The organism is Acaryochloris sp. 'Moss Beach' (assembly GCF_021497025.1).
Taxonomy (GTDB): domain Bacteria; phylum Cyanobacteriota; class Cyanobacteriia; order Thermosynechococcales; family Thermosynechococcaceae; genus Acaryochloris; species Acaryochloris marina_A.
On the sequence record NZ_CP071721.1, the window covers coordinates 17484 to 30477 of the forward strand.

The following is a 12994-nucleotide window of genomic DNA, read 5'->3' on the forward strand; positions in this document are numbered from 1 at the left end:
GCGTTGTTTCCAAAAAATCCAATCTTACTGCATTTGTCGTTGCTCTAAGACATATTTTTCTGCTTTTTTCAGGCTTGAGAATCTCTCTGTGAAGATTTCATGTAGGTAAGCAGCTACCTTGCCGCAGTCTCTGTTGTGGTCAATCTTGATATTCTGGGGTAAAGATGCATTACAAATATATGGCTGTTCCTTTACCTCTAACTGAGCTTGAGTGAGATTTTGGGCCTTCTGAAGGTCCGTTTTTAGCAAAATGGCACCGCTGAGGTCGGCGTTGTGGAGGTCGGCACCGCTGAGGTCGGCGTTGCTGAGGTCAGCGGTGTGGAGGGTGGTGTTGTGGAGAAAGGCAGCACTGAGGTCGGCGCTGCTGAGGTAGGCACCGCTGAGGTAGGCACCGCGGAGGTTGGCATTGTGGAGGTCGGCATTGCTGAGGTAAGCGTTGGGGAGGAGGGCAGCACTGAGGTCGGCACCGCGGAGGTCGGCATTGCCAAGGTAGGCGTTGTTGGGGGTGGAACTGCTGAGGTTTGCGCTACTGAGGTTGGCACCGCGGAGGTTTGCGCTACTGAGGTTGGCACCGTGGAGGTTGGCACCGCGGAGGTTGGCAAAAATGAGGTTGGCAAAAATGAGGTTGGCATTGCTGAGGTTGGCATTGCTGAGGTCGGCATTGGTGAGGTTGGCTCCCTCTAGCGGAGTTTCAGAAAGAGGCCGACAATTTCCAAATCGTCGTTCAGCTAGATAGCTCGGTAGCCATGCCATCTCTTTTAGTTCTTTACATCCTCCCACTAGCGCTTCAACCGCCTGCTTCTCTTCATAAGTCCCTTTTTGATCTAATCGTGCATAATCTCCTTTAACTCCATTTTCTCGAATACCAAGTTCGACAAGCACTAACAGGATGAATGCAGGAATAATCAACCAAGCTCCTGTCTTGAGACGATTCAAGTGTCGTTGTCTTAGGCTTTTCTGAATAAAAGCTTTGCCATTGTCAGATAACGGAAAAGCCTCAGCCTGCTCCTTGTCAAATTGAATGGCTTCTATCAGGGGAAGTCCCTGAAATAGATACCCAGATTTTTGACCCTGATTACGCCATGCTATGGCATTAGCCTCAATCTTCCGTTGCTTCCTTAGCAAGTCCCGATTTTGCTCAATCCATTGTCGCAGTAATTTCCAATGACGGATCAGAGCTTCATGTGCGACATCTACAATTGGTATGCGGGTGGATTGGTCTGATTTACTCACTACTTCACTAGTGACAATTAAGCGGTTTTGTGAACTCGATAACCGTTCGATCACCTGTTGCACTCGTTGAGCAGGATACTTCGGCTCTGTCACCAAGTCAGCCTGAAATACTCGCCGCCGAGTATCTTCCGTGCCTTCCCCCAACTGCGTCAACTGCTGAAAAATATGCTGAACGGTCTGCTGTTCTGCTTGATCAAAACTGTTGTAGATGGCCGTTGCCCGTTGGTCTAATGTGCCTTGGATTCCCCCTAGATTTTGATAGGAGGCAAAGGTTAGCTGACTGTCCTGCTGCTGATTCCACAGTTCCTTCAGGGTGTATTGCAGCAGAGGCAAGCTACCCGGTGCCCCTTCAATATCATTGAGGATTTCCGTAACCAAGGCTGGCTCAACATTCAGGTTCACCTGTTCGGCAGGTCTACAAATTGCAGACCTTAGCTCATCTGATTCCATTGGCAAGACACTGACCTGATGCTGATCAATCAATCGAGCTAAGCCACTGTATTTCTGCTCCATGCATTTGACGATAAAGTCTGCCCGCATAGCGATGATCAGGCAAAGTTTGTTGTCTGTATTCGACACAGCCCCCATCAAACTAGCAAAGAAATGCTCTCGTTCCTCTGGGTTCTCACAGCGAGTAAAGACCTCTTCAAACTGGTCAATCACGAGAACTGTTCGAGGCGATGAAGACGCCTGAACTAATTGCTGCAATCCCGCTGCTCCTTCCTTCAACAGCCTAGATGCCTTACTCAGTTCTGTTGCACGATCTAAATCTGACACCCCTTCTTCAACAAAGGTCAGGGCAAGATTCTGCATGGGTTGGCGATCTGGTCTAGTAATCCGAATTCGCCATTGGTCACTCCCTGAAATGCGTCGCCCCAACTTCAGTTGATGTAACAACCCAGCCCGCAAAACTGAAGACTTACCATTCCCGGATGCCCCCACCAATGCCATAAAGTTTGATGTCCGCACCTGATCAAGAAGCTGACTAACCAAGCGCTCTCGACCGAAGAAGTATTTTGGGTCTTCATCATTGCAGTCAAAAAACTCCAATCCTTTGTAAGGGCAAATACCGCTATCAACCTTGCTGGCAGGTGATGCTTCTTCTTGGACTTGCCAGCTCCGAGTTAGATTGATGGCTTCGCCAAAGTTGGTACAGACGGGAGTTTGAAGCTCCCCCTTCAAAGCTTGGTTGACGAAATCCACCAGGGAATAGGTATCGATCCATCGTCCAGGTAAACGTTTAGGATCAAGCCCATTCAGCAAAGCCTTCGTGAGCACACTGTAGGAACTGTTCAAGTCTTCCCAAGACTCCTCAAAGTCGCGGGAAGAGGCAATAAAACAGCGGTCTTTGCTTTCCCCATGTCCTGGGTTGGCCGCCCCGACATTGATGAGGATCGAACCACTGTGACAGCAATCCAACCAGATGATTTGCTGCTTAACGGTGCTTTCAGACAGCAACCATTGCAGCCATCGTAGGGATAGCCCAGAGCGTGATTGGTTAGGGTTGGTATCACTCGTTGCTAGATACCCTTTATCAAAGCCTTTTTGATCCGGGATGCCATGTCCTGAGAAATAAAACAATGCCGTATCAGGGGCTTGAGAACTCCCTGGCAAGAAAAGCTGCTCAAGTGCTTGCTCTAACTGCTCTCGCGTAACTGGATGGGTGTCAGACACCAGGGGCTTTTTTGCTTCCCCTTCAGTGATCCGTTCTGGCAACCGATACAGGGTGCCAAAGTCCCCATCTTCTTCCAGCCGTTGAGCAATAGCTTCTGCGTCCAGGGCAGGGGCTTTCAGATCCTGGAGAGACTGAGACTGATATTGATTAATTCCAACAATGAGGGCATTTCGGCTCATAGGAAAAGATAAGCAACAGATTTGATGTCAACATAGATTATTCTCGACTATGCAATATCACCTTTGCCGTATCTTACCGTGAGTGCTTATCCATGACTCAACTAGCCCCGATCCAGCTCGATGATGGAACCGTGATTTACATCGAAGCAGAGGATGATGTCTCAGCACCCACGCAGCCCGAATCAGAAGGGACCACCCGTACATCGAAAGGAGTCGGTGAGGCGGCACTGAAGAACTTCCAGGCCATGCAGGGGACGATTCGCACCTATACGGCCTATACCCTGAATGCTTTCAAAGAGATGGCAACAGCCAACGTCGATAAGGTCACATTAGAATTTGGGATCAAAGTTGCGGGTGAGGGGGGAGTGCCATACATCACGAAAGGCAGCGGGGAATGCAATCTCAAGATTACGGTGGAGTGTTCCTTTCCTGATCGGGATGATTGAAGGAAAAGCCTGATATCAATCTTGATCTTGATTCTGTTGGGGGAGCGATGAAAAATAAAGCTGAGCAACTAATACAATTAGCAGAAACAAAATTTGACCTGACGAATACTGAGATCAAGCTTCTCCAGGCTGTTATCAAGGGCGAAGAGGCTAATTTCAGTTCAGATGAAAGTGAACTAAATGATCCAGCTATTGCTCCTGGATGGGATAAGAATTGTACACTTCGCGCATCTCTGATCGTTTGGCTTTGTACAGATCCAATTGCCTGCCAGTCCTTAACCTATCTGGGGTTTAAGATTACGGGGGCTAACATTGAGGAAACACTCGACTTAAGGTTTGCCAGTCTTGGATTTCCACTTATATTTCGCAGTTGTATATTTCTGGGAATGATTCGACTTGAGAGAGCAAAGATAAAATTTCTCGACCTATCTGATTGCTATCTCACGTCTTATAAGGATTATGACGATTTTGGAACAGAATTAGATATTTCACTAGAAGCTAGTGGCATTGAAATCATGGGTGATTGCTTCTTATGCAATGGATTTATATCAACTGGGCGAATAGTTCTAGATAGAGCTAAAATTAGCGGCAATCTAGTATGTAACCATGGAGAATTTGTCTGCCATCAAGGATATGCTCTAACACTTAATAATGCTGATATACAAGGCAATATTATAGGGGAAGGACTTAAAGCAACCGGAGGTATAAGCCTTTTTGGAGCGTGCATTTCTGGAAGCATTGAGTGTTGTCGAAGCATAATGTTTGGACGGCCACAGAGAAATTCAATACTCGCTCAGAATATTCAAGTTCAGGGTTCTATACGTTTGGACGGTGCCATTGCGTTTGGGTGTGTATCTTTACAAGGAGCTACTATTGGTAACAGTCTTTCTTGTGATAATAGTTTTTTCATAAATATTGATGATGTAGTACTCGTCATAGGGCAAGCTGAAATCAAAGGGGTTGTTTTGTTAGGCCAAGGCTTCTTGGCAATTGGAAAAAGTAGACCTCAATGAAGCTCACATAAGTGGAAACCTTGGATGTGATAATGGAAAATTTTTTAATCCGAATGGTTGTGCATTGTCAATTGAGCAAGCTGATATTAGGTCAGTTTTTCTGCGTACAGGCTTCCAATTATCCGGCCAGGTTCGTCTTATAGGAACTACTATTCGTGGCAGCTTGGATTGTCATGAAGGTCAGTTTATATGTATTGAAGAAAATCCTGCAAAATATGCAATTCTTGCTCAAAATGCAGATATTAAAGGATCTATATTTCTTAATCAAGATTTTCTTGTAAAAGGAGGTATATCTTTAAATGGAGCCACTGTTGGTGGTAATCTGGCATGTCGTGAGGGAACGTTTGTGAATCCTAACGGTTCTGCAATTTGCGCTCAACAAATATTTGTTAAAGGTTCAGTTCTATTACATAATGGCTTCTTAGCGATAGGTAAAATTGATTTTAATCATGCAATTATTGGTAATTCATTAGAAATACAAGCGGTTAAGAACCCTAATATAATGACTCTATCTTTTCTATTTGCTAAGGTTCGAACACTTGCTGATAGGGTAGATAGTTGGCCTATACAAGATAGACTTTTCCTAGATGGATTTGTTTATGAAAAAATTCATACAGAATCTCCTCTTGATAGTCAATCGCGACTTCAATGGCTAGAACTGCAACCCTCTAATGTGTTCTCACCTCAACCATATGAGCAACTTGCCAAAGTCTTAAAGGAAAGTGGCCATGAGCAATCTGCTACAGAGGTTCTAATCCGTAAACAAGATAATCTCCGAATATATGGAAGATTAAGTTGTTGGGGTTGGGTATGGAACTGTATTTTAGGCCACACTGTTGCCCATGGCTATCGTCCCCATCAAGTACTCGTATTTGCTCTGGGATTCGTATTTGTTGGGACTATTATGTTCTCATTAGGGTCTCCCAATTGGAGCGCTTCAGACTTAATGAGTCCTTCTCAAGTTAGGCCATTCACATCACCTCAACCTTATGAGTCAACCATCTCTGAACAGAAAGAAGTCTCTAATAATTACCCAGCATTCAATCCGCTGATCTATTCTATTGATACATTTGTCCCAATCATCGATTTTCACCAACAAAAATATTGGCTTCCAAATGCTAATAAAGAAATTGAACTTCAGAGAAATTCGTTCAAAATAAAGATTTCAGGAAGTTCTTTGCGCTGGTATTTATGGTTTCATATTACCTTTGGTTGGATCTTCACTTCACTTTGGGTTGCAGGCTTTACCGGACTCGTGCGTCGTATCTAATGACATACGAAAGCGTAATATATCTACAGGCTATAGGCCCGTTATGCAGCTACTGTCAAGGCTGAGATTACAGGTACTTGCCAGTTTTCATCCCATTCATTACTGGTGATCATCCCTCTAATCTGCAAGATATTATGAGCACCATCATGAGTCCACTGCATTTTCTTAGTTCGTTTAAAGCGGTCATTGATAATCATATCGATATGAGATTCTGCCACTTGACTGGTGTAACTTAGGCCCTGTTTATCGCGCTCTTCATAATTCACTAGATAGGCTTGATTGTTCTCTAGATAGTTATATAACTTCTTCAGTTTTGAGCGCTTCTTTGAATCAGTAATATTGTTCATCAGCAGTTCTAATTTCTGCAACGCCTCATCCGACTTGCCATGCCACAATTTCCACTTCACTCCCTCTAAGGTTTTTTCGAAGGTGTCATCTACCGCCCCTCTGACATTCTGAAATCGCATGGCAAGATGAAACCAATCCAATATACACAGAAGAGTTTTGCAGTGTGGAGCCAAGCTTAAAATCACTGACCAACAATTTTGAGCACCATCGGCTAAAGCAGTGACCTTAGTCTTTTTCGTCATACCCTGCTTTCGGGCTGCATTGAGCGTAAAGAGCTTCATGGTCGCTAGTTCGTCATCTTGGGCTGAGAGGGCACAGCTTTTATCTTTGATCTGACGATGATGGCTATCCACTTCGATAATATTTTCTGGACGGTAAACAACAGCAGAGAGCGCTTCAAAGCTACGTTTATCCTTATCTTTGTCAGGGATATGCCCCCCATCCACTTGGAGGGTAATCTCTTGTGCAATGGCAGTACCTTTGGGTGTTGCCAATGGTTTGAGATTCTCTTGGGCTAAGGTTGCCCCCACTTCATTGGTGAGCAGCTTGATTTTGTTATGGTTATTGACCGGACGGCGATGAACCGTCAACTGCTCCAAATTAGTCTCGGCTTGTCGGAAGCTGTATAAAGCACCTTGCTCACATTGCAGTTTCGCTAAATCTGGGTGGATACAAGTGCCAAAGACAGAGGCCGTTGAAGGGGTACTTTGCCATTTACAGTCTTGATTAAGACATTTATGTTTTTGGATGCGGACTTTATGATCACTGAAAACAGCATGAAATTTAGAGGGCGTAAATCCCATCTTTTTGAGCTTATCCCCACATCTTGGGCAAACATCATAGCCTGTTTTAATCAAGGTTGATTGCACGGCTAAAACAGAGTTCTGAATCTTTTCTAACAGTGAGATTTGCTCTTCATGACGCAGACCTAACTCTAAAATGGATTCTGGTGACTTAATGTCATAAACTTTAAGAGTGTCACGTTTTAAGACCTCTTGAGAACTTACGGATACTTTCTCAACGACTACCCGTAATTCGTAATCCATCTCAAAACTCCATGCTATCTACCTCACTCAAAAGAATGTAGCATGAATGCACATAGATTGTGAATATATTACGCTTCCATCGACATTGGCCGTTGCCACCTCTTTGAAAGCATTCAGGGTGTAGGCCGTATAGGTGCGAATCGTCCCCTGCATCGCCTGGAAGTTCTTCAGTGCCGTCTCACCCATGCCTTTCGATGTACGGGTGGTCCCTTCTGACTCGGGTTGTGAAGGTGCTGAGACTTCATCCTCTGCTTCGATATAGATCACGGTGCCATCATCGAGGTGGATCGGGGCTAGTTGAGTCATGGATTGGTACTTAAGGTAAGATATTGGAATGGTGATGCTGCATTATTGAGAACATTTTATGTTGTTGTCAATTCTGCTGCTTATCTCAACTTATGAGCCGAGATGCCCTCATTGTTGGAATTAACCGCTATCAGTATCTCCCAGATCTGAAAGCCCCTGCCCTGGATGCAGAAGAGATCGCACGGCGACTCGAAGCAGATGGGGACTTTGATACTTTACATCGACTACCAGAACGAATATCTCAAGATGATGAGAAAAAATCTCTGATATCCGAAACAAATTCTGTCACACGTGATGAGTTGGAACAGGCTTTAAAGAAACTGTTTAGGCCAACAAGTCAACAAGCTCCAATAACAGCATTATTCTACTTTTCTGGACACGGAATACCCGATGAAGAAGGTTTTGATCAAGGGTATCTTGCAACTAGTGATACTGATCCCAGACGATCTCGCTCTGGTTTATCTCTAAAATGGTTGCAATGGTTGCTTTCTGAAAGCAATGTAAAACAACAAATTATCTGGCTAGACTGCTGTTATAGTGGCTCCCTACTTATCAATGTGGGCGCGGCAAATCCAGGATATGGGGAAAGCAAAGACCGCTGTTTTATTGCCTCATCTAGAGACTTTGAGAAGTCGTGGGAAGACTTGAAGAGTTCCTATAGCGTTCTCACAAAAGCATTGCTAGATGGATTAGACCCCAACCACTTACCAGGCCGGTGGATTGATACCTTTTACTTGGTGGATTATGTTAGCCAAGCTCTGAAGGGTGAATTACAAACCCCCATCTGCACCAATTTTGGCGAAGCAATTAAACTAACTAGAAGCTGGCAAGTTCCAGAGAAATCGATAAGTCAAAGTCATACTGATAGCGGTATTTGTCCCTATAAAGGACTTGAGTTCTTTGATTGCAATAATGAAGACCCCAAATACTTCTTTGGTCGTACTACCTTAACTGATCAGTTATTAGATAAGGTTCGTCAGTTTAACTTTCTAGCAATCATTGGTGCGTCTGGTAGTGGTAAGTCATCTGTTTTGAGAGCGGGACTACTTCACCAAATCAAGATAGGTCAAAAAATATTAGGTAGCAGCCAATGGACAATCAGAATCATGTTACCAGGTGAGCATCCTTTACAGAGTTTAGCATTGACTTTGTTGCCTGAGGATAAAGATCATATAGCCCAAGCTGAACACCTAGGCAGAGTCGAGAAACTAATACACCAAGGTTCAGAAGGATTAAGGAGACTCATTCAACTTGCTAATACACCCCGTTGGGTATTAGTAATAGACCAATTTGAAGAAATATTTACACTTTGCCGTGACGATAATGAGCGTAGGCACTTTCTTGAATGTTTATTGGGTGCCTTAGATAAGACAGACAATAAGCTCTGCCTAATCATTGCGATGAGGGCAGATTTTTTTAAAGAATGCTTACACCAGGAATATAGTGGTCTCGCAAGACTTGTCGAGCAGCATCTGGTAACTGTTAAAGCAATGTCTCATACGGAGATGAAGTTAGCAGTTACAAAACCTGCTCAGCAAGTCAGGTTAGCTGTTGAGGAAGAGTTAGTCGAGCAAGTTTTAAGAGATGTAAAAGGTGCCCCTGGCAACCTACCATTGTTGCAATACACCCTAACTCAACTCTGGCACAAACGATTAGATAACTGTCTGAAACTAAAGAGTTATGTAAGCGTGGGGGGCATCTCTGGAGCACTCAGTAAGCGCGCTACCGAAATATACAAGACGTTATCGGCGGAGGAGCAAGCGACTGCAAAATACATATTTTTATCCTTGACTCAGTTAGGAGAAGGATCTGAAGACACACGACGACGGATCAAAAAGCAAGATTTAATTACCAAGTGGTATCCTGAAAATTTAATTAATAAAACTATTAAGATATTATCAGATGAGAAATTGCTAATTACAAATCAATCATCTCCAAAGACTGTCCAGAAAGATACTATTGCAGTCATTGAAGTAGTGCATGAGGCTTTAATTCGTCATTGGCCATTACTACGTCAATGGGTTGAAGAAAATCGCAGTTTGTTGCTATATAAACGCAAAATTGAAATAACTGCTGATGAATGGCTGAAAAGCGAGAAATCAGGTGAGTATATCTTTCATAAAAAACCAAATTTCTAAAATTATTGACTTCAAAAAAAACATTAACAACTTCCCATATTTATCGCTATCCAACCATACCGAAGAACTAATTAAAGTTAGCAAAAAATATCATAAGATAAACAGATTAAAAATTATTAGCGGAATTAGTTTTATATCTATTTTTTATAGGTTTGATTATATGGCAGGTAAGTCAGCCAGATTCTAATTACTAAGATCAATAATTCGGAAACGGATTCTGAACGCATTACCTTGCTGTCTGCATACCTTAAAGAAATAAAGAAAAAAATGGAAAAATGACAAAGCCAATCTTGCACTTCCCTCCTATCAATTCTTAGTCAATCAAATCAGTAAATTAAGAATAAAAGATTCTAAAAATGATAGGCTATTTAAGCTTAATGAGAAAAAAATCAATTAAGTATTTATGGGAAGAATCACAATCTAATATCACTACTATTATCACATCAAAACATCTGCCAAAACTAAAGAAAAATCTTGCCTCTAAGAAATTTGGAAAAGTAATTGGTTCTAATATTTTGGATTATGAAAATCAATTTTCAAAAGGAGGACTCCAATCTACATATTCTATCTTAATGCGACAAGACGGACTATATGCTGACACAAATGATGATGGACAAATTAGTAATTTTGAAGAAGCAGAAAAAAATACCCTGTAGTATTTTAGAAGAAATTGAAAATATATGGCGAAATGAAACTAATGGAAACTGTGGTTTTTTTTGGGGATAACTCTTTCTATAATTCTGGAAGATGCAAAGAGTTAGGTGGTGCTACTTTAACCAGCAAAATTTTTGTTGGAATTTATCAGCCGATTTGCCAGCGTTTAATCTCGTGTAAAATTGTTCCACAGACAGCAGATCCATACCGTTAATCTCGAAGTAAATATAGGCTTAGAATATGATTAAGTACACGTTTACAAAAGCAAAGCTCATGAATAAAAAATCTTATCAAATCTTCTATCTTAAATTGCTTGAAATATTTAGCCATTCTTTCTATAACATCATGTCCATATGCTATGGCTGAGTCAATTAAAAAATGAAGCGATTATAGATTATTTTAGTACAACAAAAACATATGAAAAACTCTCGAATCAGACTGGTTTTAAGTTTGAAGACTTAATCAATACAAGGCTCGATTCAACTAATATTGTTAATAAAGCTAAGGTTGGAGAATTATTTACAAACCCGAGCAAAATCTTAATTATACCTGGAACCAACAGAACATTTGCTGGCTTCAAAATCTTTCACAACAATCGCCTACGTAGCTTAGTACAAGCAGGCCCTCACGGACCTAAGCAAAGAGAAGCAGAATATAGATATCCATGCAGAATAGATTCTGAGGGTGGTAATTTTACATTTTTTTGGACTCAAGGAAATCAAAACTTTACTTGTAAAAAATTTACCAAAAAAAAAGGCGATAAAATTGGTAAGCTAGCAAGTAAGAATGGCATACTCTTAACTCAAACTCTTGGAAGCCTGATAGAAATTAAACCAACTAATAAATCAACTTTGGTTCAAACACGTTCAGATGATAATGATATTAGTGTTAGTGCACTGATTGGGGATGTGAGCTTGTCAATATACGAAACCTCAGCTGATCGTCTCAATCCTGTTAGTCAACAATCTATAAGAGAAGGAGAAAGGTTAACCTATACTTCCCAAGGAGGAATTAGGATTAGTGAAATTGATCGTAGGGCTATTCTTAGGACTCCGGAGATGAAAGCATTTTCTAGCACGAGCTATTGGACAAGCCCAAATCTTCCACCAACAGTAGAAAAGGCTATTCGCGATAATATTAATATATACAAAGTAGCAGTAGCATCGTCAACTTCTACTACTGCTACAAGACCTGAACCTACCTCAGAAAATGACAGAAGGATAGCAACTTTACTCGGCGAAGATTGCAGTTGTCCTGGCCAAAGAAGTGGATTTATTCTGCAAGGTAAGTGGAGTGATTCACCTGACTTATTAGCTAAATATCCTAGAGCAAAGCTTGTGTGTGATGGGGAAGTTGACTTATCCCCTCTGGGGATCAATCGAAAAAGAAAGGGACAAGTTCCTGATTTTGAATGCTAAGTGATCCATTAGCAATGGTTACATTATTACCAACCTATACACTCAGTTCTGAGCATGTTGGTTGGTAAACTCTCCAACAGTGTCAACTCATTTCGGGTTTTTATCCAGTTGACCTGAAATATTGGCTGTTAAACCTAATATGAATAATTAAAAAAGAAGAAACAGGCAATTGCATCGCCTCACTTCAAGAATTCTCACTATTATTCCATTTTATAAGCATGACAAAACCGGTCACTGCATAAGAGACCTCTAGAATGATTAGATTTCAAATCGATACTAACCTTGGCAAAAGTGCCGAAGATTGATCATCGTATATGCCAAGGTTTTCAAGGCATAATGCAATCCACTGATTCGCTCAAATCGGATCAGCAAACGCTTGAACTTATCTTCCCAAGCAAAGACTCGCTCAATGGTGCAAAATCTCTCCTGGAAGATCGATGAATCGAATAACCGTTTTCGACCTCGCTTGGGAGTCTTTCTACCGCGTGGGTTTTCATTAATATTCGGCACCATCTTTCGATTAAAAATAGCCTTCCGGTTTGCATAGCTGTCGTAAGCACCATCCAAGCTGACCGTAGTCTGGGTCAGGTCTATGCCTACTGTTCGGGCTGTACTCATCACTTGCGAAAGTGCTGCTTTAAACAGAGGTGACTCATTCCGGTTGCCAGGAGCAGTCACAAATGGAGAAATGATATTACAGTTGCGATCACAGAAGGCAACGACCTTGTCTCCCTTCATATGCTTGTGCCCATTGAATCCCAAATTGTCACCACCTTTCTTGGCTGCAGTAGTTGTGCCATCCCCATGGATAATACTGGTGTCTAGATGCCCTTTCTCATTAAGCATGGAGACTGAAGCTTTGAAAATGTCTTCAAAACACCCATGAGTTTCAAAGCGTCTAAAGGCTCGATAAATACTGGAATAATGGATCTCTGGTTGCCCAAAATTGTCCTTTTCAATGGGTAGCTGTTTCCATTGGCATCCCGTATGCAGGAATTTCAAAATGTAGTTGAAGATGGCATGCAAAGAGAGCTTCGGGAGTGGTCCTCTGGTACCGACGTGCAAGTGGGGCAAGACAAATGTCTCAAACTGCTCAAGAGTTAAGAATGTTGGAATCCATTTATGGGATTGAGTTTGAGGCATCTGCACTCCTAACGAACGGTAAACTAAAAGACTGGAGTCATTTTAGTTCGCGTTGTTGGAATGCTATGCGGGTAAGGGATTTTAGGTGCGTTCACCTATGGAATAAAACCCGAAATGAGTTTCCT

General features: G+C 42.1%; 10 protein-coding genes. 6 read left to right on the forward strand and 4 right to left on the reverse strand.

Features of this window, described 5'->3' with window-relative positions; genetic code table 11:
• Positions 1-24: 24 nt before the first annotated feature.
• Positions 25-3087 carry a pentapeptide repeat-containing protein gene (locus HRE53_RS30795; RefSeq protein ID WP_235112372.1) on the reverse strand — a complete coding sequence of 1021 codons (3063 nt, stop codon included), beginning with the start codon at positions 3085-3087 and terminating at the stop codon, positions 25-27.
• A gap of 92 nt (positions 3088-3179) precedes the next feature.
• Between HRE53_RS30795 and HRE53_RS30800 the strand changes: the two genes are divergently transcribed.
• Genes HRE53_RS30800 through HRE53_RS30810 form a run of 3 tightly spaced genes read left to right on the forward strand, consistent with a single transcriptional unit; the run spans position 3180 to position 5816 of the window.
• The gene (locus HRE53_RS30800) at positions 3180-3533 is read left to right on the forward strand and encodes a CU044_2847 family protein (protein WP_235112373.1); all 354 of its coding nucleotides are present in this window, start codon (positions 3180-3182) and stop codon (positions 3531-3533) included.
• The gene (locus tag HRE53_RS30805; RefSeq protein ID WP_235112374.1) at positions 3530-4546 is read left to right on the forward strand and encodes a hypothetical protein; all 1017 of its coding nucleotides are present in this window, start codon (positions 3530-3532) and stop codon (positions 4544-4546) included. The genes HRE53_RS30800 and HRE53_RS30805 overlap by 4 nt, the downstream gene beginning before the upstream one ends.
• Positions 4524-5816 carry a hypothetical protein gene (locus HRE53_RS30810; RefSeq protein ID WP_235112375.1) on the forward strand — a complete coding sequence of 431 codons (1293 nt, stop codon included), beginning with the start codon at positions 4524-4526 and terminating at the stop codon, positions 5814-5816. Before HRE53_RS30805 ends, HRE53_RS30810 begins: the two co-directional genes overlap by 23 nt.
• A gap of 41 nt (positions 5817-5857) precedes the next feature.
• Here the strand turns inward: HRE53_RS30810 and HRE53_RS30815 are convergent, their stop codons facing one another.
• Both HRE53_RS30815 and HRE53_RS30820 read right to left on the reverse strand, forming a co-directional pair.
• Positions 5858-7210 carry an ISKra4 family transposase gene (locus HRE53_RS30815; RefSeq protein ID WP_235112378.1) on the reverse strand — a complete coding sequence of 451 codons (1353 nt, stop codon included), beginning with the start codon at positions 7208-7210 and terminating at the stop codon, positions 5858-5860.
• A 27-nt stretch (positions 7211-7237) separates the two neighbouring features.
• Positions 7238-7516, reverse strand: coding sequence for a CU044_2847 family protein (locus HRE53_RS30820; RefSeq protein WP_235112380.1), 279 nt, complete (start codon positions 7514-7516; stop codon positions 7238-7240).
• Between the two features lie 92 nt (positions 7517-7608).
• Between HRE53_RS30820 and HRE53_RS30825 the strand changes: the two genes are divergently transcribed.
• The 3 genes from HRE53_RS30825 to HRE53_RS30835 all read left to right on the forward strand — a co-directional run bounded on the left by HRE53_RS30825 (position 7609) and on the right by HRE53_RS30835 (position 11726).
• Entirely contained in the window at positions 7609-9654 is a 2046-nt protein-coding gene (locus HRE53_RS30825) for a caspase family protein (protein WP_235112382.1), read from the forward strand.
• A gap of 356 nt (positions 9655-10010) precedes the next feature.
• Entirely contained in the window at positions 10011-10310 is a 300-nt protein-coding gene (locus tag HRE53_RS30830; RefSeq protein WP_235112383.1) for a hypothetical protein, read from the forward strand.
• Positions 10311-10661: 351 nt separating this feature from the next.
• A complete protein-coding gene (locus HRE53_RS30835; RefSeq protein WP_235112384.1) occupies positions 10662-11726 on the forward strand; it encodes a hypothetical protein in 1065 nt (354 codons plus the stop codon).
• 276 nt (positions 11727-12002) lie between these two features.
• Here the strand turns inward: HRE53_RS30835 and HRE53_RS30840 are convergent, their stop codons facing one another.
• Positions 12003-12869, reverse strand: a complete 867-nt coding sequence (locus tag HRE53_RS30840) for a transposase (protein WP_235112385.1) — start codon at positions 12867-12869, stop codon at positions 12003-12005.
• Positions 12870-12994 lie beyond the last annotated feature (125 nt).